This is a genomic window from Mesorhizobium sp. P2_F5, assembly GCF_056403715.1.
On the sequence record NZ_JBFUEY010000023.1, the window covers coordinates 1 to 23,305 of the forward strand.

The following is a 23,305-nucleotide window of genomic DNA, read 5'->3' on the forward strand; positions in this document are numbered from 1 at the left end:
GACCATGGACCATGTCCCTCATCGACATACGCAACAACACGCCGACGCAACTCAAGCGGTAGCGGCTTGCCCATCGCGGTCTCCTTTCAACCGCAATGAATCACGAACTCAAATCAAGGGGAATCCTGAATCCCTTAAATCGCGACACGCTTTAGCGGCTTGGAGTTGACTGGGCGTCGAGCTGATCCGCACGGCAGCCTGTTCAGGCGGGTGGCCGTCGTAGGCTATTCCTTGTCAACGCGCTGCAAGATCGCGCGGTAGCGGCTGCACACGGCGGGGTCGTCCCGGACAGGTAGAATAAGCTGCAACCCCAGTATGGCTTTCAACAAAGCTGGACGATTCCCTCGAGCGCCGCCCAGCCCGAGGTTCGCAGCCAACGGTCCATGCTGCGGGCAAGGCCGGGGTCACCGCTCAGGAAAAGGCCGCCCCTTTCTTTCTCGCGCTCGATGCTGGAGCGGCCCTCGATGATGGCCCCTAGCGAAACAACGCCGGTCTCGACGTAAAGGTCTACGTCCCGGCCTGGGTCGAGCGAGCATAGCTCGGGCAAGTCTGCGCCTGGCTCGACCACAAACCAGTAATGGGGGTACTTCGGTGGGGGATCGTCACGGAAATGGAAGCGGATGACGGCGCGCCGCCGCGGCAGTGCAGCGAGGTCGATCTTTCGGCGCACGGCCCACATGATGGTCGAAGCATCCGCACCGCTGAGCGCGATCTCCGCCTCGATGTTGCATTGCGCCCATTCAGCCAGCGCGTTCATCGCCGGTTCGAGCTTGATCGACTTCTCGGTGCGGAAATAGTCGACGGTGCCCGCCACCTTGTCCTCGACGCGCTCGACCAGGCCCAACGCTTTCATCTCCTTGAGCCGCCTCGACAGGATGGCGGACGAGATGTTGCCCACCCCCTTGCGAATGTCGTTGAAGCGGGTCGAGCCGTTCCAGAGCTCGGTCAGGATTTGGATCGTCCAGCGCGGTTCCAATATCTCGCAGGCGAGCGAGATCGGGCAGACCAGTCCGTAAGGCCGTCGCGTCATGGCCGACCACTCCTGTGCCGCAAGCTAGTCCGCGCGGAGGTCCAAGGCCAGTTCACAATCTGAAGCGGAACACTTCCGAAGCTGCCCTAGCGCCTGCCCGCCTTCTGCCGTCATGGTGATCGTCTTTCGAGCGACCCCAACCATCGGAGGTTATCATGACCATGGATACATGACGCAAACGAAACCAGGCCGGGCCGCACTGCGCGTGTCGGGCACCTTTCTTGATCGTCTGCCCAAACGTAACAGCGGACGAATGGAGGGTCGCTTGTGGCCGTGCAAAGTCTACTACAGAGAATAAGGGACGAAATACATGTCGGCCAAAATCCTGCAAATCAACTACAAGCTCAACGGGCCGAGGGCCGAGTACGAGAGAGAAAACCTGCCCTATGCTCAACCAATCGCGGACATACTTGGCCTGCGCTGGAAGGTCTGGATCATAAACGAGGCCCCAAGCGAAGCTGGCGGGATCTACCTATTCGACGATGACGCCGCAGTGCAAGCCTTCTTGGACGGGCCAATTGTTGCGGAGATGAAAGGTGACCCGACGTTGAGCATCAAGGTGTTTGACGTGATCGAAGAACTCACGACCATCACACGTGGCCCGGTTAAATAGCATTCTCAGAGGTTCGGAGGCCGCATGTTCAGCCAAAATCGGGGCCGCCCCGGTGTCTAAGCCTTTGTTTCAGAAATGGCGCGCCCGAAGAGATTCGAACTCCTGACCGCCCGATTCGTAGTCTGGTGCTCTATCCAGCTGAGCTACCGGCGCGCAACAGGCCGTGCTTGGCATAGGCCCGCGACCCGATCGTGAACGACCGGTCGTTTTTCGATTCAGCCCTTGCGCTCCTGAAGGCTGTTGCCGCCGTCGACCACCAGCAGGGCGCCATTGACATAGCTGGCGCCTTCCGATGCCAGGAACACGACCGCTGCGGCCACCTCGTCGGGCCGCCCGGCCCGCGCCGGTGGCGTGTGCAGGGCAGCTTGCCGCTCCATTGCGCTCGACGAGCCCGTTTCGATCCAGCCGGGGGCCACGGCATTGGCCGTGACGCCGCTTTTTGCCACTTCGAGCGCCAGCGTGCGCGTCAGGCCGACCATGCCGGCCTTGGCGGCGGAATAGGCGGCGGTGCCTTCGAAAGACACCAGCGGCCCGGTCACCGACGCCACATTGACGATGCGCCCATAGCGTGCCTCTACCATCGCCGGCAGAAACGAGCGGGTGACCAGGAACGCGGTCTTCAGGCTGACGTCGATCCCTTGGTCCCAATCGGCCTCGGTCATGGCGAGAAACGCCTTGTCAACCGAGGGCGATGCCAGCGAGCCCATGCCGGCATTGTTGACCAGGATGTCGACACCGCCGACATCAGCCCGCAGTTGCGCGACTTCGGCTGCGATGGTGAGATCGGCGACCGCGGCTTTGGCATTGATGCCTTCGGCGCAAAGCTCGGCGGCGCGATCGAGTACACGCGCGCTGGCACCGTTCAGGAAAACGGCATGACCGGCAAGGCCGAGCTGCCGTGCAATGGCAAAGCCGATGCCGTCGGCGGCACCCGCCCCGGTGATCAGCGCACGCTTGGTGGTAGAAGAAGGCATGGTCAAATCAGACTCCGCTGGTTCCGCCGTCGCGGTCTTACCACGCACATTGGGCGACGGTGCCGCGGGGATTTTCATCGGAAGAACGGCGCGTTCCGGCACCAATGGCGTATTCTGAAATGGCGCGCCCGAAGAGATTCGAACTCCTGACCCCCAGATTCGTAGTCTGGTGCTCTATCCAGCTGAGCTACGGGCGCGCAACAGGCCATGACTTGCATAGCCCCACGGATCCGATCCTGGCGACCGGCCGCGACGAGACGTGTTCCCTAACGACTGAATTTCCGAAAAGCAAGCCGATCCGGCAAAAGTTTTGTCGCAGGCCCTTTTGCCAGTACAGATCGAGGTGGGTTGAGATTCAGCTCAGGCCGAGTCGAAAATGGTTGATACCGAGAACCGGAGCGGAGCGTACTTTTCGTACGTGAGCACCGGAAGCGCAGGTATCCGCCATTTGCAGGCCGGCCTCAGCTGAATATCGACATACCTCAGGCCGGGCGGCGCAGGCCGGTGCGGGCCTGGTCGAGGCGGACCGGCTGGTCGGGGATAGTGACGGCGAAGGTGGTGCGGCCGCCGATCGATTCGACCAGCTCCACCGTGCCGCCATGGGCGCGGATCAGTTCGTGGGCGATCGCCAGGCCAAGGCCGGTGCCGCCGCTGCGGGCCGAACCGCGAAATGCCGCGAACAGGTTTTCTCGCGCCTTGGGCGGCAGGCCGGGGCCGGTATCGGTGACGACGATGCGGCTGACGCTGCCCATGCGTTCGGCCGACACGGCGAGCCGGCGCACCAGCGCACTCTCGGCATCGGCCGCCATCGCCTGCACCGCGTTGCGGCACAGATTGGTGAGCACGCGAAACAGCTGGTCGGAATCGGCGTCGACCTCGAAAGCGAGTTCGACGGCGTTGACGAATTCGATGCCGTCCTCGATGTCGAGCAGGCCGTGGACGTCGTCGACCAGCTGGCGCAGCCGCAAGCGGCGGCGCGAGGGCGCCGGCTCCTGGGTGCGGCCATAGGCCAGCACGCCTTCGGAATAGGACACGGCGCGATCGAGCGCGCGCAACAGCTTCGGCGCGAAGGCCTGCACGGTCGGGTCCTTGACAAGGCGCAGGCGGTCCGACATCAGCTGCGCCGAGGCCAGGATGTTGCGCATGTCGTGGTTGATCTTGGAGACAGCGAGGCCAAGATCGGCAAGGTGCTTCTGCTCGGCCAGCATCTTTTGCAGCCGTTCCTGCATTTGCGACAGTTCGCGTTCGGCAACGCCGATCTCGTCGGCGCGGGCAGCCGGATGGATGATGCGCCCGGGGTCGTCGGGTGCCTCGGAAAAGGACAGCATCGAGCGCGCCATGGTGCGGATCGGGCCGATCATGATCAGGTCGATCGCGGCATAGACCAGCATGGCGGTGAACAGCGAGATCAGCAGCGAGACGAAGGCGACGTTGCGCGAATAGCGCAGCATGGCGTTGCGCAGGGAATAATCGGGCATAATCAGCTCGAATTCCTTGTCGCTGTCGCCGACCGGGCCGAAAACCCTGAGCATACGCTTGCCGCCGAAGAACAGCGTGTCGAGCGCCCCGGTCATGCCCTTGACCATGCCGACATTGGCGATGTCGATATGCTCGTCGACCTGTGGCGGCATTTCGGCCACCACCAGCAGGCGCGAGACGCCGCCATCGCGCACGGCGATCGCCTTGGCGCCGATCGCCATCAGCACGTCGTTCTGGGCGGCGCGGGATAGCGAATTGGGCTCGCCCTGCACCAGGACGATCGACACCGCGGCAGCGGTGCTCAGCCGCTCTTTCAGCCAGGCCAAGCGGTAGCTGGCGATCCAGGGCAGGAAAATAAGGACTTCGGCCAGGAGCACGAAGACGATGGTAAGCAGGAGCAGCTTGGTCGACAGGCCGCGCGCCAAGGACACCGAGCGGCTTGGAACCGGGCGAACGGTTGCCGGGCTGGCGTCGGCTTTCGCCGGGCCGGTCCCTTCATCCGCTGAGGCAACTTCGCTCATTAAGGCCTGTCTTCACAAACGCTTGATCGGTTCAGATTAGGCGATTGCGGCTTTTTTGCCAATTTCATCCTTCGTTGGACGATGGTACCAGCAATAAAACCGCCTCGAACTGGTCGTTCGCGCCGCGACGAACTGATGGTTCGCGCCGCGACGAACTGGTGTTCGCGCTGGATTGACTCCCAAAGACCTTCTTTCTATAAGCCCGCTCACGCTCGGGCCATTCGTCCCGGCGCGGTTTCGATCGCGCCAATGCCGGCCCGGCAAAGCTCCTGTTACACAGTGACAGAATCAAGAAGGGCCGCACCCCGCGGTATTAAAACAAATGAAGCGTACCTACCAACCGTCCAAACTCGTCCGCAAGCGCCGGCACGGTTTCCGTGCTCGCATGGCCACCAAGGGTGGTCGCGGCGTCGTCGCAGCTCGCCGCAACCGCGGCCGCAAGCGGCTCAGCGCCTGAACGGAAGACGAGATCGTTGCCCGCAACCGGCAAGCCAGTGGGACCAAACCCCAAGCGGCTTCTGAAACGTGCGGAATTCCTGGCCGTCCGCCGCGGTGAAAAGCGGCGCGGGCGGCTTTTTCTCGTTGAGGTTCTCGACCGCAATGACGGTCTGTCGCCGCGCGTCGGCTTCACCGTCACCAAGAAGGTCGGCAATGCAGTCGTGCGCAACCGCGTCAGGCGGCGGCTGAAAGAAGCCGTGCGCACCCATGCCGCAAGTGACATGGCGCCCGGCAATGATTATGTCATCGTCGGGCGTGAAGACGTGCTTACCATTCCGTTCGGCCAGTTGAAGGCCGAGCTCTCCCGCCGACTGCGCGGAACACGATAGGCCAAGGGCTTTCGATGGAAAACAACCGGAACTTCTACATCACCATCGTCTTGTCGGTGCTGATCCTCGGGCTGTGGCAATATTTCTACGTGCTGCCGCGCAGCGAGCGGCAAGCCGAAGCCACGCGCATCGAAGAGCAGCGGGCGGCGGAGCAGAAGAAGGCGGCCGAGGCCGCAAATCCCGGTGGCACGACGGCGCCCGCGGCGCCTGGCGCCATTCCGAACGCGCCCGGTGGTGTGGTAACGGCGGCCAGCCGCGAACAGGCCCTCGCCGCGACAGCCCGCGTCAAGATCGACACGCCGAGCCTGTCGGGCTCGATCAACCTGACCGGTGCGCGGCTCGATGACCTCAAGCTCAAGCACTATACCGAGACGGTCGACAAGGACTCGCCTGAGATCAGCCTGCTCAATCCGGCGGCCTTGCCCAACGGCTACTTTGCCGAAATCGGCTACAGCGCTGCCAATGTGGACCAGACCGGCACCGTTCCGGGAGCGGACACCGTTTGGACCGTGGCTGGCAATCCGACGCTGACACCGGCAACCCCGGTGACGCTGACCTATGTCAACGACAAGGGCCTGACCTTCGAGCGCACCTTCTCGGTCGACAATGACTACCTGTTCACCGTCTCCGACACCGTGAAGAACTCCGGGGCGGCGGCCGTTTCCCTCTACAACTATGGCCGCGTCACCCGCTTCGACAAGCCGGCCGTTGCCAGCACCTATGTGCTGCATGAGGGCCTGATCGGCTTCACCGGCACCGAAGGCCTGCAGGAACACAAATACGCGGCGATCGAGAAGGACAGGCAGGTCAAGCCAGGCAAATCGACCGACGGCTGGCTCGGCATCACCGACAAATACTGGGCTGTCACCCTGGTGCCGACCGAAAAGCAGCCATTCCAGCCCAACTACTCCTATTTCGAATTCCCTACCGGGCCTCATGCGCACAGCTATCAGGCGGATTTCCTGTCCGATGCGATCACCGTTGCACCCGGACAATCGACGACGGTGGAGTCGGAAATCTTCGCCGGCGCCAAGGAAGTCGGCAAGATCAACGCCTATGCCGAGGATCGCCATATCAAGCGGTTCGACCTCCTGATCGACTGGGGCTGGTTCCATTTCATCACCAAGCCGATGTTCTGGCTGATCGACACGCTCTACAAATTCTTCGGCAATTTCGGCCTGGCCATTCTGGCCACCACCGTCGTCGTCAAAGCCATCTTCTTCCCGCTCGCCAACAAATCCTATTCGTCGATGGCGAACATGAAGAAGGTGCAGCCCAAGATGCTTGAAATCCGCGAGAAATACGCGGACGACAAGATGAAGCAGCAACAGGCTATGATGGAGCTGTACAAGACCGAGAAGATCAATCCGCTTGCCGGCTGCTGGCCGGTGGCGCTGCAGATTCCGGTGTTCTTCTCGCTCTACAAGGTGCTCTACATCACCATCGAGATGCGGCACGCGCCGTTCTTCGGCTGGATCCAGGATCTGGCCGCGCCCGACCCGACCTCGATCTTCAACCTGTTCGGCCTGCTGCCGTTCGCGCCGCCGGCCTTCCTGCCGCATATGGGCGCCTGGGCGGTGGTCATGGGCATCACCATGTTCCTGCAGATGCGCATGAACCCGACGCCGCCGGATCCGACGCAGGCGCAGATCTTCACCTGGATGCCGGTCATCTTCACCTTCATGATGGGCAGCTTCCCGGCAGGGCTGGTCATCTACTGGGCCTGGAACAACACGCTGTCGATCCTGCAGCAGGGCGTGATCATGAAGCGCCAGGGCGCCAAGATCGAATTGTGGGACAATCTGGCGGCACTGTTTCGAAAGAAACCGTCGCCGGCTGAGTAGCCGGCGCCCCTTCTGGCCAACTCGAAAGCCCCGGTTCGTCCGGGGCTTTTTTGTTGGGCGACATGTGCATCACGTTCCCGTGAGGCGCGAAACTTGAAGCACGTGAAGGGCGTGTCTCATCCTGTATCCCCCAGGACGTTCAGGACGGATCACCCTTCATTCGAAAATAGCTTCGCTGGAGCCGCATCCTCGTGACTTAGGTCGCGGGGACATTGGTGCTGGGTGGCCGGCTTGTCTTGTAAGTATTTGTTTATATTATATTTTTCACGATCGTTTCGAAACTTTCCCTCCGCCGCCGCGTAACTCTTCCCGACAATCGAATCAACAATTGTCGCAACGGAAGGGTTCTCCAATGGCACAGTCCATCCTCAAAGCTCTCTGCATCTCGGCCGTCCTCGCGGCTTCAGGCCTCACCGCCACGACCGTCTACACATTCGCCAATCCCGCCGTCGGCGGCGCCGCGATGTCGACCACGAAGAACATCGTCCAGAATGCGGTCAACTCGCCGATCCACAAGACCCTGGTGGCAGCCGTCAAGGCAGCCGGTCTTGTCGACACGCTGCAGAGCGCCGGCCCGTTCACAGTGTTCGCGCCGACCGATTCCGCCTTCAAGAAGCTGCCGGCCGGCACCGTCGCCACGCTGGTGAAGCCCGAAAACAAGGACAAGCTGACCAAGATCCTGACCGCGCATGTCGTCGCCGGCAAGATCTCGGCCAAGGAGATGATGACCAAGGCCAAGGCGATGGGCGGCAAGTATGAGATGAAGACCGTTTCCGGCGACACGCTGACCGCCGAGGTCAAGGGCGGCTCGCTCTACATCGTCGACGAATCCGGCGGCGCCGCCAAGGTGACGATCGCCGACGTCAACCAGTCAAACGGCGTCATCCACGTCGTCAACAAAGTGCTGTTGCCGAAGTAACGGCTTCCGGAAAAGGGGATGACGGCAAGTCCGTGACGGCTTTCTCGGCTTGCCATCCCGCCTCGTAACGAGGTGCCATGTGTTGCGGAAGCCGCCTTCGACATGACCGGGGTCCTGCTTGTCCTTCGCAGGGCCCCGGTTTCGTTTTCATTCGACGACGGCGCTGTGGTCGACCTTGGCCGGGGTCGCGGGCTTGCGCAGCAAGAGAACCAGCGGGATGGCTGCGAGCGACAGGATCATCATCAGCTTGAAGTCGTCCATGTAGCTGATGATCGTTGCCTGCAGCGTGACGACGCCGTCAAGTGCGGCGCGGCCGGCGGCGCTGTAGGGGTTCATCGCCTGGAAGATCGCCGGGTTGCTGAACGCCTGGTTGTAAGGCGTCACATAGGTGGCGATGTTGGCGTGGTTGATCTGCACATTCTGCGTCAACAGCGCGGTGACGACCGAGATGCCGACGCTGGAGCCGATGTTGCGCGACAGATTGTAGAGGCCGGTGCCTTCGGCGCGGCGCTCCGGCGCCAGCGTGGCGAAGGTGATGGTGGTGAGCGGCACGAACAGGAAGCCGAGACCAGCGCCCTGGATGAAGCCGGTGCTGATGATCGTCCATTGCGAGACGTCGGGGGTCCAGCCGGTCATGTCGTACATCGCCCAGGCGGTGATCGCCAGGCCGATGAAGAGCAGCCAGCGCGTGTCGACCTTGCCGACCAGCCTGCCGACCAGGAACATGCAAGCCATGGTGCCGAGGCCGCGCGGCCCCATGACGATGCCGGCGGTCACCACGGGATAACCCATCAGCGTCTGCAGATAGGGCGTCATCAGCGCCAGCGAGGCGAGGTAGGTGATGCCGATGATGAAGATGAAGACCATGCCGACGGCAAAGTTGCGGTCGAGGAACAGCCTTGGGTTCACGAAGCTGTTGCGGGCGGTGAAGGTGTGGACGAGGAAGATGTAGAAGGCCGAAGCGCAGATCAGCGCCTCGACGATGATCTCGGATGACGAGAACCAGTTGAGCTGCTCGCCACGATCGAGGAACATCTGCAGCGCGGCGATGGTGATGCTGAGCGCCCCGAAGCCCAGCCAGTCCAGCCTGGCCTTGAGGTCCATCCTGGTTTCCATGACGAACATCGACACGCCGGCAAAAGCCAGCGCGCCGATCGGCACGTTGATGTAGAACACCCAGCGCCAGCTGACATTTTCGGTCAGCCAGCCGCCGATGACGGGGCCGAGCACCGGGCCGACCATGACCGAAACGCCGAACAGCGCCATCGCCGAGCCGCGCTCCTCGACGCTGTAGATGTCGAGCAGGATGCTTTGCGACAGCGGCACCAGAGCGGCGCCGAACAGTCCTTGCAGCAGCCGGAAGCCGACGATCTGCGGCAGCAACTGCGCGAAGCCGCACAGCACGGACGCCACGACGAAACCGGTGATCGAGGTCAACAGGATGCGCTTGCGGCCGAAACGGTTGGCGAGATAGCCCGAAGGCGGCGTCATGACGGCGGCAGCGACGATGTAGGAGGTCAGCACCCAGTTGATCTGGTCGGCGCTGGCCGAGACGCTGCCCTGGATATAGGGCAGCGCGACATTGGCGATGGTGGTGTCCAGCGCCTGCATGATGACAGCCAGGATCACGCAAGCGGTGATGGCGCCGCGATTGGCGACCACCGGCGTGGCACCTGTCGCGACGGCGCTGCTCATGACTTTTGCTCGAACCGGTTGATGAGGTTGGTGACGAAGTCGGGCAGGCCGCGCGCATGGCCGGTGTCGACGTCGACGACGACGCTCATGCCGCCGCGCAGCGGCGGCTTGCCGGCGAGATCGTCGACCGTCACCCGCATCGGGATGCGCTGCACGACCTTGACCCAGTTGCCGGTGGTGTTCTGCGCCGGCAGCAGCGAGAAGCTCGACGACGAGGCCGGGCTGATCGAGGCGACCGTGCCGTGCCAGACGGCGCCCGGATAGGTGTCGACGCTGATCGTTGCCGTCTGCCCCGGCCTGACATAGGTCAGCTCGGTTTCTTTCGGCTCGGCCTCGATCCACAGATCGGTCGCCGAGATCAGGCTGAAGGCCGGCTGCGACGCCGGCAGGTACTTGCCGACCTGCAGCGCGTCGACATTGGTGACGACGCCGTCGAACGGCGCCTTGACGGTTGCATCGCCGAGGTTGCGCTCAGCGTCGTCGACGGCCGACTGTGCCTGCAGGTAGAACGGGTTCTTCTCCACCGGCTGATTGGCGTCGCCGCCAAGCTGGGCAAGCGTCGCCTGCGCCGTCGCCTTGGCCACCGACACTTTCTGGCGGGCGGCGACGAGATCATGCTGGGCGCTGTCGAAGCTTGCCTTGGAGGCTGTCGAGGTCTTGAGCAGATCCTGCTGGCGCTGGAAGGCGGCCTCGTAATAGGGGATGTCGGCCTCAGCCTGGTCGATCTGCGACAGCGACTGCTGGTAGCTCGCCTGCAAGGTCAGCACCTGGTTGCGTACGGTGCCGAGCTGCGCCTGGGCGGCGGCAAGAGCGGTCTCGAAAGAGGCCGGCCGCAGGCGGAAGAGCACGTCGCCCTTCTTCACCGCCTCGTTCTCGTGCACGTCGATTTCCTGCACGGTGCCGGAGACATCGGTGGAAACGCCGAGCGACTGCGCCTGGATGTAGGCATTGTCGGTGGTCATGACCTGGCCGCCGATGACGTAGTAATAGCCGCCGACGATCAGCGCGATGGGTAGCAGGGCAAACAGGACCGGACGCGTCAGGCTGCGCTTCGGCTTGACCGGCGCCGGCGGCGCGGCAATGACCGGAGCCGGCTGCGACAGCGGCTCCCTGGTTGGCGCCTCGAGCGCTGCCGGCGTTTCCAGCTCGCCATCGTCGATGACCGTGCCGGTGCGCCGCTGTTCGCGTTCGCTGTCCAGCCGGATGATCTGGTCGCGCGGCCGATCCGTGGCGTCTTCCGCCGGCTTCTTGGGTGATGTCGATTCAGCCATGGGTTTTCTCCCGGTCGACGGCTGGCTGGGTACAAGCCTCGAGCAGATTGGATGTGATCAGGGTCAGGGTTTGCAGCCGGAGCTGCCCGATATTGGACGCGCGCGAACGCGGCTCAGGCCGCCTGCGAAACAGGCGCGCGGCATCGTGCAGCACGAAGCTGATGTTGGGTGAGGAGGACATGGGAGAAGATCAGGGTCTGCGGGCAACTTTTCGTGAGCATGCTTATTATCATCATGCACATAATCCTGCTGGACGCCGTGCGCAAGATGGATTAGGCCGCCTGGAGCAAATGTCCCATCGGCGTGGCGCAACAGAAGGACCGGCACGAGCCGGTGAAACAATGACGATGAATTGGCTCCGGATCGCTGCCGTGGCTGTCCTGTCGGGATGTGCGTTTCCAGCCGCCGCCGAGGACGCCGTCAGCTGTGGCGGAGCCGCGATGCTGGGCGGCGCGCAACTGAACTGCAGCCATGTCGAACCCAAGGCGCCGCCGCAATTCTGCAGCTTCAGCTGGGCTTTGCATATGGCGAGGGGCGACCAGAAGATCGTCGAAGGCAGCTTCCTGCTGCCGCCAGGCGCCGCGAATGTCCAGGTCTATCAGGGCGGCGGTTTCGACCGCGCCATGTCCGATCCGATCGTGATCTGCCGCGGCACGAAGTGAGCGTCGAAGACCCGCAGGGCTCGCTCATCCGACGATTGGTGCTATAGGGCGGATCACGCTATTTTGAACGGCGCCTGCCGATATCGCCTGCGCCCGGCTGCCACTTCTCGACGGATCTCGCCATGGACGGACCCAACCCAGACATCAAGCACCCGATCCCGATGCACACCCGCGTCGGCTTCCTGAAACCCCTGGTCACCGCCCCGAATATCGAGATCGGCGACTTCACCTATTATGACGATCCGGACGGGCCGGACAAATTCGCCGAGCGGTGCGTGCTGCATCATTATCCGTTCATCGGCGACAAGCTCATCATCGGCAAGTTCTGCGCCATCGCCGAGGGGGCGCGCTTCATCATGAACGGCGCCAACCATGCGATGTCCGGCTTCTCGACCTATCCGTTCAACATTTTCGGCCATGGCTGGGAACAAGGCTTCGATCCGAAAACGTGGTCGCAGGAAGTGCGCGGCGACACGGTGGTCGGCAATGATGTATGGATCGGCATGGATGCGGTGATCATGCCCGGCGTGTCGATCGGCCATGGCGCCATCGTGGCGGCGAAATCGGTGGTGACGCATGACGTGCCGACCTATGCGATCGTCGCCGGCAACGCGGCAAAGGTAGTGAAGATGCGATTCGACGACAGGACGGTGCGGCGGCTGCTTTCGGTGGCGTGGTGGAATTGGCCGGTGGACAAGATCGGCCGCAACCTCAATGCCATCAGGGGCGCCGATATTTCCAGACTGGAGGCAGCGGTTTGAACGCGTTGGGCAACACTGTTATCGGCGTCGAGCTGTTCACCAAGGGCTGGATCTTCATCCGCGGCGTGCCGGCGATGAAGTTTTTGCCGCCGGAAGGGCCGCCGGAGATCGCCTTTGCGGGCCGCTCCAATGTCGGCAAGTCGTCGCTGATCAATGCGCTGGTCGGCCATAACGGGCTGGCACGCACCTCCAACACGCCGGGGCGCACGCAAGAGCTCAACTATTTCGTGCCGGGCGGGTTTTCCGGCGAAGGCACCGACCTGCCGCCATTGGCGCTGGTCGATATGCCGGGCTACGGCTACGCCAGCGCGCCGAAGGAAAAGGTCGACGACTGGACGAAGCTGGTCTTCGACTATCTCAAGGGCCGCGTGACACTGAAGCGGGTCTATGTGCTGATCGATGCCCGCCACGGCATCAAGGCCAAGGATGACGAGGTGCTGTCGCTGCTCGACAAGGCGGCAGTGTCCTATCAGATCGTGCTGACCAAGACCGACAAGATCAAGGCGGCGGGCGTGCCGCGGCTGATCGAAGAGACGCTACTGAAGATCAAGAAGCGGCCGGCGGCGTTTCCGTTCGTTCTGGCGACGTCGTCGGAAAAGGGCGAAGGCCTCGACGAGTTGCGGGCGGCGATCGTGCTGGCCGCCAATGGCGGCTAAAAGCAACTCCAGGAAAAGTGTGAAGCGGTTTTCCGTCCGGAGTTGCGGAAAAAACCTTTGGCCGACTAGGCCTTAACCTTGGCCTTCGCCTCCAGGGCGATCATCTGGTGGCTTTCTTCCTCGGCAAGCTGTTCGGTGCCGTAGTACTTCAAGAACACGTCGACGCCCGACCGCACGATGTGGTCGATTTCATCCTGGCTCGGCGCCTTGGTGCGGTAGGCGAAGATGCACTGGCGAAACAGGCCGGCCAGGCAAAGTTCGGTGAACTGATAGGCGGCAAGATCGACATCGTCGATCTTGAGCAGACCGCGGTCGATGGCGGCATTGAGGAACTCGGCCACCTTGTCGTGACCGCGTTTGGGGCCGCGCTCGTAAAAGCGCGCGCCCATGTCGGGTATCCTGTCGGAAGCGCCGATCACCGTGCGCTGCGCCTGGATGACCTTGGCCGAGGTGATCTTCATCGACAGCACCTTGCCGAACTTCACCAGCGTCTGGCGCAGATCGTCGGCGCGGTCGAGCATGTCATACATATTCTTGAAGATGGTGCCGCGCTCTTCCTCGATCAGCGCCTCGAACAGTTCTTCCTTGTTGGCGAAGTAGACATAGATGGTGCCCTTCGAGACGCCGGCCTCGCGGGTGATGTCGTTCATCGACGCCGCTTCGAAGCCCTTGTCTATAAACACGCGACGCGCGCCCTCGATGATCTGGCTGCGCTTGACCGGATCCTGTCCCGCTGCCGGGCGGCCGCGACGCGCACTATCCAGCACATCGCACGGATCAGTTTCGGCGTCGGCTAACGTGTCGGCCATAAAAGTCACACCTCGCAAAATAATTCGAACCGATCGGTTCGATTGCCCCTTGATATGGGCCCACTTTGACGCTATGTCAACGTCCACATCGAACCGAACGGTTCAGTATAACACGAATTCCTTATATAGCGACAGTAGCGAGATATCATGTCCTCGAACACCCCAACCACGACCGCCGAAGTTCGGCCCTTTCCTACCGCCAAGGTCTCGCCGGTCATCGAAGCTCCGGAAGCGCCTCCCAAGCCTGCCGCCGAAGTTCTGGCCGAGACGCCGGCCAAGAAGAAGCGGTCGGCGCGCTCGCTGATGCTGCCGATCATCGGCCTGGCCCTGCTCAGCGCCGGCGCCTGGTATGGCTATAACTACTGGACCGACGGCCGGTTCCTGATCTCGACCGACGATGCCTATGTCCAGGCCGACATGTCTTTCGTGTCACCGAAGATTTCCGGCTATGTCGACCAGGTCAAGGTCTCGGAAAACCAGCAGGTGAAGGCCGGCGACCCGCTGCTGACCATCGATGACGGCGACTACAAGATTGCGGTTGCCCAGGCCGAGGCGCAGATCGCCACGCTGGCCAAGACCCTCGACCGCATCGACGCGCAGACCAAGGCGGCGCAGGCCTCGCTGCAACAGGCGCAGGCGCAGAAGGTTGCCGACCAGGCAGCCGCGGACAATGCGGCTCGTGCGCAGCAGCGCGCGGCACAACTGGTCAAGACACATGTCGGCACGCAGGCGCAGCTCGACGACGCCCAGACGGCTCTCGACCAGGCCAACGCAGCCCTTGTCGGCGCCGATGCGCAGATCGCAGCCGCACAGGCCAATATCGGCGTGTTCGAGGCGCAGCGCGCCGAATCCGCCAGCACGCTGGCCTCGCTGCAGCTGAACCGCGACAAGGCCGCGCGTGATCTGTCGTTCACCGTGCTCAAGGCGCCCTATGACGGCGTCGTCGGCAACCGTTCGGTCGAGCAGGGCGATCTCGTCAGCCCCGGCCAGAAGCTCGCCGTCGTGGTGCCAATGGACAAGCTCTACATCGTCGCCAACTTCAAGGAGACGCAGCTGGCCAAGCTGGTGCCCGGCGAAAAGGTCCGGGTCTCGGTCGACGCCACGGACGGCCATGATTTCGAAGGCACGGTGTCGTCGCTGGCGCCGGCTTCGGGTGCGGTGTTCTCACTGCTGCCGCCAGAAAACGCCACCGGCAACTTCACCAAGGTGGTGCAGCGCGTCCCGGTTCGCATCGAGGTGCCTGCCGACGTCTTGAAGGCAGGCAGGCTGCGTGCCGGCTTGAGCGTCATCGTCGACGTCGACAGCCGCACGGCTCCGGCCGCGGCGAACTGAGCGGCCGCAAGGGGATAACGCCATGGCAACCGCAACCATAACTGCAGGAGCAGCGCCGGCGCCTGCCATGCCGGCGGTGCCGACGACCATCTCGACGCGCCGCCTCATCGCCTTCCTGGCGATGGTGTTCGGCATGTTCATGGCGATCCTCGACATCCAGATCGTCTCGGCCTCGCTGGCCGAGATTCAGGCCGGCCTGAGCGCCAGTTCCGATGAAATCCCGTGGGTGCAGACCGCCTACCTGATCGCCGAAGTGGTGATGATCCCGCTATCGGGCTTCCTCAGCCGGATGCTATCGACGCGCGTGCTGTTTGCAGGTGCCGCGGCCGGCTTCACGGCGGCAAGCGCGCTGGCCGCGACCGCCACCAACATCGACCAGATGATCGTCTACCGCGCCATCCAGGGCTTTATCGGCGGCGGCATGATCCCGAGCGTCTTCGCCGCTGCCTTCACCATCTTCCCGCCGTCGCGCCGCGCCATGGTGTCGCCGATGATCGGCCTGGTGGCGACGCTGGCGCCGACCATCGGCCCGACCGTCGGCGGCTATATCAGCCACGCCCTCTCCTGGCACTGGCTGTTCCTGATCAATGTCGTGCCGGGCATTCTGGTGACGGCCGCGACCTGGTCACTGATCGATTTCGACAAGCCCAATCTCGGCCTGTTCAGCAAGTTCGACTGGTGGGGCCTTGCCGGCATGGCGGCTTTCCTCGGCTGCATGGAATATGTGCTTGAGGAAGGTCCGAACCATGACTGGCTGCAGGAACAGGCAGTGTTCATCTGCGCCATCGTCATGGTTGTCGGTGCGGTGCTGTTCTTCTGGCGCGCCTTTACCGCCGAGGAGCCGATCGTCGATCTCAGGGCCTTCACCAACGTCAACTTCGCCTTCGGCTCGCTGTTCTCCTTCGTCATCGGCATCGGCCTCTACGGCCTGACCTATCTCTATCCGGTGTTCCTCGGGCGCATCCGCGGTTACGATTCCTTGATGATCGGCGAGGCGTTGTTCGTCAGCGGCCTGGCGATGTTCGTCACCGCGCCGATTTCCGGCATCCTGTCGAGCAAGATGGATTTGCGCATCATGATGATGATCGGGCTGCTCGGCTTTGCCGCGGGCACCTGGTGGATGACGCATCTGACGGCCGACTGGGACTTTTATGAGCTGCTCATCCCGCAGATCCTGCGCGGCTGCTCGATGATGCTGTGCATGGTGCCAATCAACAACATCGCGCTCGGCACCTTGCCGCCAGACCGGCTGAAGAACGCATCGGGCCTGTTCAACCTGACCCGCAACCTCGGCGGCGCGGTCGGCCTTGCCGTCATCAACACCGTGCTGATCGACCGCAACGCCTTCCACTATGCAAGGCTGGCCGAGCATGTCGAATGGGGCAGTGCGGCGGCGCAACAGAAGCTGCAGAACATGACGCTCGACTTCCAGCAGACGCCCGGCCTCGACGCTACCAAGGCGGCCATTTCCAAACTGTCTGGGATGGTCCAGCAGCAGGCGTCGCTGCTGTCCTTCATGGATGTTTTCACCATGCTGACCGTGCTGTTCGCGACCATGGCTCTGTTCACCCTCGTCATCGCCAAGCCAGCGCCGCCTGCGGGCAGTGGCGGCGGAGGCCATTGAGCGCGCTGGACCCCCGCCTGGCGCCCTCATGCATGACCCCGGAAATCACCCCCGATTTCCGGGGTCATGCTTAAGCACCAACCGATATCAAAAGCTTTGAATGCGGCTATGCCGCAGCCGGCGGTCCAAACCATTTGGTCAACGCGTCTGTCAGCCCCGCCGATGTCGGCCCACCAACCCAGGCCACATAACCATCAGGCCGAACCAGCACCGCGCCGGGAGCTTTGACCTCGCCCAGCACAGGAAGCTCCCATGCACCATCATATCTGGCGTCGACCGACCGAACCCGGTCCGCCCATGGGCCGATGTTGAAAGCGCCCGGCTGGCCGAAGTTGAGCAGCAGCGGTCGCGCGTCGTGCAGCAGCGCAAAGACCCGTTGCGGGCCGGCTGCGGTGACGAGGTCGAGGTCCGGCATGCGACGGCCAAGCAGTTCGTGGCCTTCGCCGAAGTCGTAGCGGATGTCCAGACCGGACATCATGCCGGCAAAACGCTTGCGCGGCTCTTCCATGGCGAGAAGCCCGGACACCATGTTTCGTAGCGCCTTCATGCGCTCGTCTTCACGGCGCAGCACGACCGCCGACATGGTGTTCTGCAACACCCTGGCGGCAACCGGATGACGCTCTGCCTGGTAGGTATCGAGCAGGCTTTCCGGCGCCGTTTTCCTGATCACCTGGGCGAGCTTCCAGCCCAGGTTGACCGCGTCCTGCACGCCAAGCTGCATGCCCTGTCCGCCGTCCGGCGGATGTACGTGCGCGGCGTCGCCCGCCAGCAGCACCCGCCCCTTGCGGTATGACGCTGCCTGCCGGGTCATATCGGTGAACCGGGAAAGCGATGCCGGATTGTGGACGCCATAATCGGTTCCGAAGACCGCAATGAGCGCTTCGCTCAGATCGCGCAGCGTGGGCGGCGCGACAGCCCCGACCTCGCGTTCGGTCACCATCACCCGCACGGTCCCGTCGTCGAGCTTGCTGAGGCCGTGAATGCCCGTTGCATCGCGGTGGATGCCCCAACTCGGCTCCTCTGTAACCTCGACCTCGCCAATCAGGTTGCTGGTCGTCGGATCCGAGCCGGGGAATTCTACGCCCAATGCCTTGCGCACGAGACTTCTGCCGCCGTCGCAGCCGACGAGGTAGTCGCCACGAAGCGACCGGCCATCGCTGAGCGCAACGTCGACGCCACTCTCGTCCTGCACGAAAGCCGTCACCTCGCAGCGACGGTAGATCGTGACGCCAAGCTCCTCCACCCAGTCGGTAAGGATGCGCTCTATGTGCTTCTGCCACAAAGCGAGCCCGTAATTGTGGCGGGTGGGAAAGTCGCTGATATCAAGGGAAACGCCGGCAAAGCCCGCGACCTGGGCGGTCCGCCCTTGGGCCAGAAACCGGTCTGCAATGCCGCGCTGGTCGAATATCTCGATGGTTCGTGCGTGCAAGCCGCCTGAGCGCAGCCCGTCGAGCTCTTGTCCAACGCGCCGCTCGACGATTGCGGCATCGATGCCGGCCAAGGAAAGCTCGCCGGCCAGCATCAGTCCGGTCGGCCCGCCTCCGACGATCACCACAGGATGGGAGATTTGCGACCGGCCGGCGTCAATGCGGCCGGTCGATTTGCGCTCGCCCTGGCGAGCCCGTTCCTTAGTCCGTTGCATAGGTTCTGGCCCTCTCGATAAGGGCTGCGGAATCTACGCATAAAAAGCCGTCTGCCAATTCTTGAAATTAAGTGTTTTCGCCCCATTTCAGGAGGTAGGAGGCCGTTGTCACGCCGCCTCCCAAATTCCCGACATCGCAAAGAGATGCTGAATGGTCAGGCAGTCGCCGGCTTGAAGGTCAGCGCAACGCCGTTGATGCAGTGGCGCAGGCCGGTCGGCGCCGGACCGTCATCGAAGACATGGCCGAGATGGCCGCCGCAGCGGCGGCAATGGACCTCGGTGCGGGTCATGCCCAGCGAGCGGTCCTCGGTCTTGCCGATGCCGTTGGCAATCTCCTGCCAGAAGCTCGGCCAGCCGGTGCCGGAATCGAACTTGGTGTCCGAGGGGTAGACCGGCAGGTCGCAGCCGGCGCAGGCGAAAATGCCCTTGCGGTGCTCGTTGAGCAGCGGGCTGGTGCCGGGATATTCGGTACCTTCCTTGCGCAGCACGTTGAAGGCTTCGTCGGACAGGATGGCGTGCCATTCGGCGTCGGTCTTGGTGACCTCGAAGGTTTCGGCAGCTCTGGCGGGCCCGCCCATGCGCAGCGTTGCCACCGCGCCGGCGACGGCCGCTAAGGCGACGCCGCTGAGAAGTAAATCGCGACGGTTCATGACAGAAATCCTCCTGCAGGTTGTTTTGCCAAATTTTGCCGCCACGGCAAAATCAAAAGCCGGTGACGGTTGCCCTGCAAACGAACGCTCCACACCGGTTCCGCGCCTGTTGCGGACGGGATGGAGCGCTCGGTCGTTTGCGCGGCTCACGGGGGCGTGAGCCGCGCAATCTGCAGGGAGCCTTGACCAACTGTTCGTCGGCGGCAGACGCTTTGTTACATCTTCGGCAGCAGGACCTTGTCGATGACGTGGATGACGCCGTTGGACTGCTCGACATCGGCGATCGTCACATTGGCGACATTGCCGTTCTCGTCGGTGACGGTGACCTTGCCGCCATCAGCCTTGAGCGACAGCTCGCAGCCGCCGACCGTCTTGACCTTGTGGGTGCCGCCGTCGTCCATCGCCATCTTCATCACATCGGCCGCCATCGCCTTGGCGCCGATGACATGGCAGGTCAGGATCTTGGTGAGCTTGTCCTTGTTCTCGGGCTTGAGCAGCGTCTCGACCGTGCCTGCCGGCAGGGCGGCAAAGGCCTCATTGGTCGGCGCGAAGACGGTGAACGGGCCGGCGCCCTGCAACGTCTCGACCAGGCCCGCAGCCTTGACGGCGGCGACCAGCGTGGTGTGGTCCTTCGAATTGACGGCGTTCTCGACGATGTTCTTGTCGGCGAACATGGCGGCGCCGCCAACCATCGGATTTTCGGCATAGGCAGCGGTGGCGAGCGCGGAGACGGCAATCGTACCGGCGAGCAAAAGGGTGGAGAGTTTACGCATAGTGTTCGGACTCCTCGGGTTATTGTTCCTCTTTCGGGAACACAAGGAGATACGAGATAGAGCTGCTTGAGTTTCCGCACGTCGGGAAAAATTATTCTTTATTTTGTCGACGAATTAAGTTTCCGGAGATCGAGCCCATAACTTCCAGCAGTGCGGATACAATGAAAACAGCGGAAGATACACTTCCGCTGTTCTTCATGATCAGGTCATGACCTTGATATCTATCAGATGCCCTTCAGATCGCCCGCGGCAACGACCGGTCCGGTCGGCTGCCCGGTCGGCGAACCGCCCGTCGGCTCGACGCTGACGGCGAGCACGGCGCCTTGCGCCAGCTTCTGCTGCACGGCCGGTGTCACGGCGATGTGCGTGGTCTGGCCGGTGGGAATGACACCCATCGAGACCGGTGCATTCTTGCCTTCGATCATCCACAGCTCGAAGTCCTTGCCGGCGGCGCGTTCGCCCGAAACCAGCGACAGGCCGACATCGCGCCGTCCGGCGTCGTAGACGACCAGATATTTGACATCGCTGCCATCGGCAGCCAGCGAAGCGACCAAACGCTCCTGCGGCACGATGACCGGCGGCCTGACGTAAGGCACGGCGATATAGAGGACCAGCGCGGCGAGCGCGGCGGCGGTGAGCCCGCGCCAGAAGGCGAGGCTCGCCCACAGGCTGCCGCTCGGCGCCGCAGATGATGATGCAGCCGATGAGGAGAACAGCCGGCGATCGATAGCCGGCTTGACCGTGGCCGGCGGCTCCACTTCCGCATAAGCGGCGGCCATCGGCGAAAGGTGAACCTCCCAGGAATCGACGAGACGGGCAAAGCCGGTCTCCGCGTCGATGCGTCCGGAGGCTATCTGGCGCTCGTCCGCCGGCAGAACGCCGAGAACGTATTCGGCTGCGAGCAGGTCGTCGCCTCCACGTTCCGGTCCATTTTCTTCTGCCAGGGTCATCTTTCCAGACATTCTCTAAGTTTCAACAGGCTGCGGCGCAGCCATGTCCGCATCGTGTTGAGCGGAACCTTGTGACGTTCCGCCAGGTCGGCGTAACTTTCGCCGTTCAAATAGGCACCCCGGACGGCTTGCGCCCGGTCTTGCTCCAACTCTTCGAGGCACTGGTAGATGCGCTCGGATTCACCGCCCGCGACAACCATGGCCTCAGGCCCCGGACCCGGGTCAGCCACGTCACGCGCGGCATCGATATCGGCAGCAGGCTTGCGTCGCGATCGGATGCGATCAATCGCATGATTGCGCGCTATGGCCACCAGCCAGGAGATCGGGCTGAGATCAGAAACCGCGAAACGATCCGCCTTCGTCCACACTTTGACGAAGACCTCTTGCAGCGCTTCTTCCGCATCTCCCCGGTCCCTCAATACACGAAGGCACACACCGAAAAGTTTCGCGCTGGTCTGCCGGTAGAGCAGATCGAACGCAGCCCGGTCCTTCATCGAAGTCCGGACAATCAGGGTGGAGATGTCCTGCGGCGTCATGCCGATAAGCTAGGCGATTGCGATTTATTTGCAAAGGCGGAATTGTGTTCTCCACCTCACCCGGATCGCCAGTAATTGTCGGTCGGTTGCCAAGGAAATCCCCTGTCGTTAGCCTCTCGCCAAAAGGGGAAAGCAATGTCGGCCGAACGGATGCTTTGGGACAACGATGCAACCGGCCTGGCAGAGCTGGTACATAGCGGCGAAATCTCGCCGCAAGACCTTGTCGATGCGGCCATCGCGCGCGCCGAGGCCACCCGCCCCGACATCAACGCCATTGCCGAGCCGCTTTACGATTTCGCCCGGACGCGGGCGAAATCCGTCGACCGCACCCTGCCGCTGGCCGGGGTGCCGTTTGCGCTGAAGGATCTCGGCATCGCCATCAAAGGCGTGCCGACGCATACCGGCAGCCGCATTCCGGCTTTCACCGCCGACTTCAACTCGGTGATGACCGAGCGCTATCTCGCTGCCGGGCTCATTCCGATCGCCACCAGCACCTCGCCCGAACAAGGGCTGAGGCTGATGACCGAATCCACCGCCTTCGGCATCACCCGCAACCCGTGGAACACGGGCCATACCAGCGGCGGCTCGTCAGGCGGTGCGGCAGCACTTGTCGCCGCGGGCGTGGTGCCGGCGGCGCATGCCTCGGACGGCGGCGGCTCGATCCGGGTGCCATCGGCCTGCACCGGTCTGGTCGGCCTGAAACCCTCTCGCGGCCGCGTGCCGCAGACACCGCTGATCAGCGAAGCCTGGTACGGCATGGTCGTCGACCACGCTGTCGGCCGCTCGGTGCGCGACTGTGCCTTGCTGCTCGACCTGACGCATGGACCCGACCCGCTGGCGCCCTATGCCGCGCCGGCACCGAAAGGAACCTTTGCGGCTGCCGCGGCGCGTGATCCGGGCAAGCTCAAGCTCGCCGTCTACCGGAAATCTCCGCTCGGCCTGCCGATATCGGCCGAGACTTTCGCCGCGCTGGACGCCGCAGTGGCGCTGGCGCGCGATGGCGGCCACACGGTGGAGGAGATCGACCTGCCCTATATCGATCGCGATTTCATGGCGGATTTCGCAAAAACCGTCGCCTCGGCGGTGGCTGGCACGATGCGTGGCGAGGCACTGCGCGTCGGCCGCCCGGTTCTGGGCGATATCGAGCGCGCCACGCGCGTCATTGCTCGCTTCGGCGAAATCGTCTCGGCCGGCGAGATCTATGCCGGCCTGCAGCGGCTCAACGCCGTCTCGCGCCGGCTGATCACCGAGACCGCGCAATATGACGCCGTGTTGATGCCGATCATTGCGCATCCGCCGCTCGTCTGCGGCGCCATGGATCCGAAGGGTGCCGACGAGCTCATCGAAAATCTGCTCGACAAACTGCGTCTCACCCGATTGCTGAAACTCAAGCCGCTGCTCGGCCAGCTGATGGACAAGAGCCTGTGGTTCACCCATTGGCCGGCGATCCAGAACGTCAGCGGCCAGCCGTCGATCGCGCTGCCTGTCCATGTCACCGATGCCGGCCTGCCGCTCGGCATCCAGGCCGTCGGCCGCCCGGGTGACGAGGAGACGCTTTTGTCGCTCGCCGGACAGATGGAAAAGATTTCGGGCTGGCTGACGCGGCGGGCGCCGCTGAAGGTTCCCGGCTAGAGTCTCGCATCCTCTCGTGATTTTATGATTGTGACAGCAAAGCCGTTTGCGGCTTGCGCCAATTCCCGCTAAGACGCCGCCGTCCTTACCCACATCCAGGGAACC

The 23,305-nt window shown here is 63.1% G+C and carries 23 protein-coding genes and 2 tRNA genes; 11 read left to right on the forward strand and 14 right to left on the reverse strand.

Going from position 1 to position 23,305, the window contains the following annotated elements:
* Positions 1–322: 322 nt before the first annotated feature.
* Positions 323–1,030 (reverse strand): winged helix-turn-helix transcriptional regulator, encoded by a 708-nt coding sequence (locus tag AC1DYO_RS26095; protein WP_477267304.1) that lies wholly within the window; start codon positions 1,028–1,030, stop codon positions 323–325.
* Positions 1,031–1,340: 310 nt separating this feature from the next.
* On the opposite strand from AC1DYO_RS26095, the gene AC1DYO_RS26100 reads away from it, so the two are divergent.
* Positions 1,341–1,643 carry a YdhR family protein gene (locus AC1DYO_RS26100; RefSeq protein ID WP_477267305.1) on the forward strand — a complete coding sequence of 101 codons (303 nt, stop codon included), beginning with the start codon at positions 1,341–1,343 and terminating at the stop codon, positions 1,641–1,643.
* Between the two features lie 76 nt (positions 1,644–1,719).
* Here AC1DYO_RS26100 and AC1DYO_RS26105 read toward each other — a convergent pair.
* The 4 genes from AC1DYO_RS26105 to AC1DYO_RS26120 all read right to left on the reverse strand — a co-directional run bounded on the left by AC1DYO_RS26105 (position 1,720) and on the right by AC1DYO_RS26120 (position 4,617).
* Positions 1,720–1,796, reverse strand: a tRNA-Arg gene (locus AC1DYO_RS26105).
* 62 nt (positions 1,797–1,858) lie between these two features.
* Complete coding sequence (locus tag AC1DYO_RS26110) at positions 1,859–2,617, reverse strand: SDR family NAD(P)-dependent oxidoreductase (protein ID WP_477267306.1); 759 nt, start codon at positions 2,615–2,617, stop codon at positions 1,859–1,861.
* Positions 2,618–2,737: 120 nt separating this feature from the next.
* Positions 2,738–2,814 (reverse strand) — tRNA-Arg (locus tag AC1DYO_RS26115).
* 285 nt (positions 2,815–3,099) lie between these two features.
* Positions 3,100–4,617, reverse strand: coding sequence for an ATP-binding protein (locus tag AC1DYO_RS26120; RefSeq protein ID WP_477267307.1), 1,518 nt, complete (start codon positions 4,615–4,617; stop codon positions 3,100–3,102).
* Between the two features lie 322 nt (positions 4,618–4,939).
* Here AC1DYO_RS26120 and rpmH point away from each other — a divergent pair, with 322 nt between their 5' ends.
* From rpmH to AC1DYO_RS26140, 4 genes are all read left to right on the forward strand, one after another.
* Positions 4,940–5,074 carry a 50S ribosomal protein L34 gene (rpmH, locus tag AC1DYO_RS26125; RefSeq protein ID WP_008833937.1) on the forward strand — a complete coding sequence of 45 codons (135 nt, stop codon included), beginning with the start codon at positions 4,940–4,942 and terminating at the stop codon, positions 5,072–5,074.
* Positions 5,075–5,090: 16 nt separating this feature from the next.
* Positions 5,091–5,444, forward strand: a complete 354-nt coding sequence (rnpA, locus tag AC1DYO_RS26130) for a ribonuclease P protein component (RefSeq protein WP_112392939.1) — start codon at positions 5,091–5,093, stop codon at positions 5,442–5,444.
* A gap of 14 nt (positions 5,445–5,458) precedes the next feature.
* The gene (yidC, locus tag AC1DYO_RS26135) at positions 5,459–7,288 is read left to right on the forward strand and encodes a membrane protein insertase YidC (protein ID WP_477267308.1); all 1,830 of its coding nucleotides are present in this window, start codon (positions 5,459–5,461) and stop codon (positions 7,286–7,288) included.
* Positions 7,289–7,640: 352 nt separating this feature from the next.
* Positions 7,641–8,207, forward strand: a complete 567-nt coding sequence (locus AC1DYO_RS26140) for a fasciclin domain-containing protein (protein WP_477267309.1) — start codon at positions 7,641–7,643, stop codon at positions 8,205–8,207.
* Positions 8,208–8,354: 147 nt separating this feature from the next.
* On the opposite strand, the gene AC1DYO_RS26145 is transcribed toward AC1DYO_RS26140, so the two are convergent.
* The 3 genes from AC1DYO_RS26145 to AC1DYO_RS26155 are packed head-to-tail and all read right to left on the reverse strand — an operon-like array spanning position 8,355 to position 11,354.
* Positions 8,355–9,902, reverse strand: a complete 1,548-nt coding sequence (locus tag AC1DYO_RS26145) for a DHA2 family efflux MFS transporter permease subunit (RefSeq protein ID WP_477267310.1) — start codon at positions 9,900–9,902, stop codon at positions 8,355–8,357.
* Entirely contained in the window at positions 9,899–11,173 is a 1,275-nt protein-coding gene (locus AC1DYO_RS26150) for an HlyD family secretion protein (RefSeq protein WP_477267311.1), read from the reverse strand. Before AC1DYO_RS26150 ends, AC1DYO_RS26145 begins: the two co-directional genes overlap by 4 nt.
* Positions 11,166–11,354, reverse strand: a complete 189-nt coding sequence (locus AC1DYO_RS26155) for a hypothetical protein (RefSeq protein ID WP_477267312.1) — start codon at positions 11,352–11,354, stop codon at positions 11,166–11,168. Before AC1DYO_RS26155 ends, AC1DYO_RS26150 begins: the two co-directional genes overlap by 8 nt.
* A 166-nt stretch (positions 11,355–11,520) precedes the next feature.
* Here AC1DYO_RS26155 and AC1DYO_RS26160 point away from each other — a divergent pair, with 166 nt between their 5' ends.
* The 3 genes from AC1DYO_RS26160 to yihA all read left to right on the forward strand — a co-directional run bounded on the left by AC1DYO_RS26160 (position 11,521) and on the right by yihA (position 13,252).
* Complete coding sequence (locus AC1DYO_RS26160; protein ID WP_477267313.1) at positions 11,521–11,835, forward strand: hypothetical protein; 315 nt, start codon at positions 11,521–11,523, stop codon at positions 11,833–11,835.
* Between the two features lie 122 nt (positions 11,836–11,957).
* Entirely contained in the window at positions 11,958–12,596 is a 639-nt protein-coding gene (locus AC1DYO_RS26165) for a CatB-related O-acetyltransferase (protein ID WP_477267314.1), read from the forward strand.
* A complete protein-coding gene (gene yihA, locus AC1DYO_RS26170) occupies positions 12,593–13,252 on the forward strand; it encodes a ribosome biogenesis GTP-binding protein YihA/YsxC (RefSeq protein WP_477267315.1) in 660 nt (219 codons plus the stop codon). Before AC1DYO_RS26165 ends, yihA begins: the two co-directional genes overlap by 4 nt.
* A 65-nt stretch (positions 13,253–13,317) precedes the next feature.
* Here yihA and AC1DYO_RS26175 read toward each other — a convergent pair whose 3' ends face one another.
* On the reverse strand, positions 13,318–14,061 hold the full coding sequence (locus AC1DYO_RS26175) for a TetR/AcrR family transcriptional regulator (RefSeq protein WP_477267316.1): 744 nt from the start codon (positions 14,059–14,061) through the stop codon (positions 13,318–13,320).
* Between the two features lie 147 nt (positions 14,062–14,208).
* Here AC1DYO_RS26175 and AC1DYO_RS26180 point away from each other — a divergent pair, with 147 nt between their 5' ends.
* Positions 14,209–15,393 carry an HlyD family secretion protein gene (locus AC1DYO_RS26180; RefSeq protein ID WP_477267317.1) on the forward strand — a complete coding sequence of 395 codons (1,185 nt, stop codon included), beginning with the start codon at positions 14,209–14,211 and terminating at the stop codon, positions 15,391–15,393.
* A 22-nt stretch (positions 15,394–15,415) separates the two neighbouring features.
* A complete protein-coding gene (locus tag AC1DYO_RS26185; RefSeq protein WP_477267318.1) occupies positions 15,416–17,017 on the forward strand; it encodes a DHA2 family efflux MFS transporter permease subunit in 1,602 nt (533 codons plus the stop codon).
* A 106-nt stretch (positions 17,018–17,123) separates the two neighbouring features.
* Here the strand turns inward: AC1DYO_RS26185 and AC1DYO_RS26190 are convergent, their stop codons facing one another.
* The 5 genes from AC1DYO_RS26190 to AC1DYO_RS26210 all read right to left on the reverse strand — a co-directional run bounded on the left by AC1DYO_RS26190 (position 17,124) and on the right by AC1DYO_RS26210 (position 21,568).
* Positions 17,124–18,659 (reverse strand): FAD-dependent monooxygenase, encoded by a 1,536-nt coding sequence (locus tag AC1DYO_RS26190; protein WP_477267319.1) that lies wholly within the window; start codon positions 18,657–18,659, stop codon positions 17,124–17,126.
* A 155-nt stretch (positions 18,660–18,814) separates the two neighbouring features.
* A complete protein-coding gene (gene msrB, locus AC1DYO_RS26195) occupies positions 18,815–19,309 on the reverse strand; it encodes a peptide-methionine (R)-S-oxide reductase MsrB (RefSeq protein WP_477267320.1) in 495 nt (164 codons plus the stop codon).
* 215 nt (positions 19,310–19,524) lie between these two features.
* Positions 19,525–20,082, reverse strand: coding sequence for a fasciclin domain-containing protein (locus tag AC1DYO_RS26200; protein WP_477267321.1), 558 nt, complete (start codon positions 20,080–20,082; stop codon positions 19,525–19,527).
* A 224-nt stretch (positions 20,083–20,306) separates the two neighbouring features.
* Positions 20,307–21,032, reverse strand: a complete 726-nt coding sequence (locus AC1DYO_RS26205; protein ID WP_477267322.1) for an anti-sigma factor — start codon at positions 21,030–21,032, stop codon at positions 20,307–20,309.
* Positions 21,029–21,568, reverse strand: a complete 540-nt coding sequence (locus tag AC1DYO_RS26210) for a sigma-70 family RNA polymerase sigma factor (RefSeq protein ID WP_477267323.1) — start codon at positions 21,566–21,568, stop codon at positions 21,029–21,031. The genes AC1DYO_RS26205 and AC1DYO_RS26210 overlap by 4 nt, the downstream gene beginning before the upstream one ends.
* A 135-nt stretch (positions 21,569–21,703) precedes the next feature.
* Here AC1DYO_RS26210 and AC1DYO_RS26215 point away from each other — a divergent pair, with 135 nt between their 5' ends.
* On the forward strand, positions 21,704–23,200 hold the full coding sequence (locus AC1DYO_RS26215; RefSeq protein ID WP_477267324.1) for an amidase: 1,497 nt from the start codon (positions 21,704–21,706) through the stop codon (positions 23,198–23,200).
* The last annotated feature ends 105 nt before the right edge of the window (positions 23,201–23,305 follow it).

Excerpts from the sequence above, each read along its gene's own strand:
- AC1DYO_RS26095 (WP_477267304.1), bottom strand. The coding sequence starts at position 1,030 with ATGACGCGACGGCCTTACGGACTGGTCTGCCCGATCTCGCTCGCCTGC.
- AC1DYO_RS26100 (WP_477267305.1), top strand. The coding sequence starts at position 1,341 with ATGTCGGCCAAAATCCTGCAAATCAACTACAAGCTCAACGGGCCGAGG.
- AC1DYO_RS26110 (WP_477267306.1), bottom strand. The coding sequence starts at position 2,617 with ATGCCTTCTTCTACCACCAAGCGTGCGCTGATCACCGGGGCGGGTGCC.
- AC1DYO_RS26120 (WP_477267307.1), bottom strand. The coding sequence starts at position 4,617 with ATGAGCGAAGTTGCCTCAGCGGATGAAGGGACCGGCCCGGCGAAAGCC.
- rpmH (WP_008833937.1), top strand. The coding sequence starts at position 4,940 with ATGAAGCGTACCTACCAACCGTCCAAACTCGTCCGCAAGCGCCGGCAC.
- yidC (WP_477267308.1), top strand. The coding sequence starts at position 5,459 with ATGGAAAACAACCGGAACTTCTACATCACCATCGTCTTGTCGGTGCTG.
- AC1DYO_RS26140 (WP_477267309.1), top strand. The coding sequence starts at position 7,641 with ATGGCACAGTCCATCCTCAAAGCTCTCTGCATCTCGGCCGTCCTCGCG.
- AC1DYO_RS26145 (WP_477267310.1), bottom strand. The coding sequence starts at position 9,902 with ATGAGCAGCGCCGTCGCGACAGGTGCCACGCCGGTGGTCGCCAATCGC.
- AC1DYO_RS26150 (WP_477267311.1), bottom strand. The coding sequence starts at position 11,173 with ATGGCTGAATCGACATCACCCAAGAAGCCGGCGGAAGACGCCACGGAT.
- AC1DYO_RS26155 (WP_477267312.1), bottom strand. The coding sequence starts at position 11,354 with ATGTCCTCCTCACCCAACATCAGCTTCGTGCTGCACGATGCCGCGCGC.
- AC1DYO_RS26160 (WP_477267313.1), top strand. The coding sequence starts at position 11,521 with ATGAATTGGCTCCGGATCGCTGCCGTGGCTGTCCTGTCGGGATGTGCG.
- AC1DYO_RS26165 (WP_477267314.1), top strand. The coding sequence starts at position 11,958 with ATGGACGGACCCAACCCAGACATCAAGCACCCGATCCCGATGCACACC.
- AC1DYO_RS26175 (WP_477267316.1), bottom strand. The coding sequence starts at position 14,061 with ATGGCCGACACGTTAGCCGACGCCGAAACTGATCCGTGCGATGTGCTG.
- AC1DYO_RS26180 (WP_477267317.1), top strand. The coding sequence starts at position 14,209 with ATGTCCTCGAACACCCCAACCACGACCGCCGAAGTTCGGCCCTTTCCT.
- AC1DYO_RS26185 (WP_477267318.1), top strand. The coding sequence starts at position 15,416 with ATGGCAACCGCAACCATAACTGCAGGAGCAGCGCCGGCGCCTGCCATG.
- AC1DYO_RS26190 (WP_477267319.1), bottom strand. The coding sequence starts at position 18,659 with ATGCAACGGACTAAGGAACGGGCTCGCCAGGGCGAGCGCAAATCGACC.
- msrB (WP_477267320.1), bottom strand. The coding sequence starts at position 19,309 with ATGAACCGTCGCGATTTACTTCTCAGCGGCGTCGCCTTAGCGGCCGTC.
- AC1DYO_RS26200 (WP_477267321.1), bottom strand. The coding sequence starts at position 20,082 with ATGCGTAAACTCTCCACCCTTTTGCTCGCCGGTACGATTGCCGTCTCC.
- AC1DYO_RS26205 (WP_477267322.1), bottom strand. The coding sequence starts at position 21,032 with ATGACCCTGGCAGAAGAAAATGGACCGGAACGTGGAGGCGACGACCTG.
- AC1DYO_RS26210 (WP_477267323.1), bottom strand. The coding sequence starts at position 21,568 with ATGACGCCGCAGGACATCTCCACCCTGATTGTCCGGACTTCGATGAAG.
- AC1DYO_RS26215 (WP_477267324.1), top strand. The coding sequence starts at position 21,704 with ATGTCGGCCGAACGGATGCTTTGGGACAACGATGCAACCGGCCTGGCA.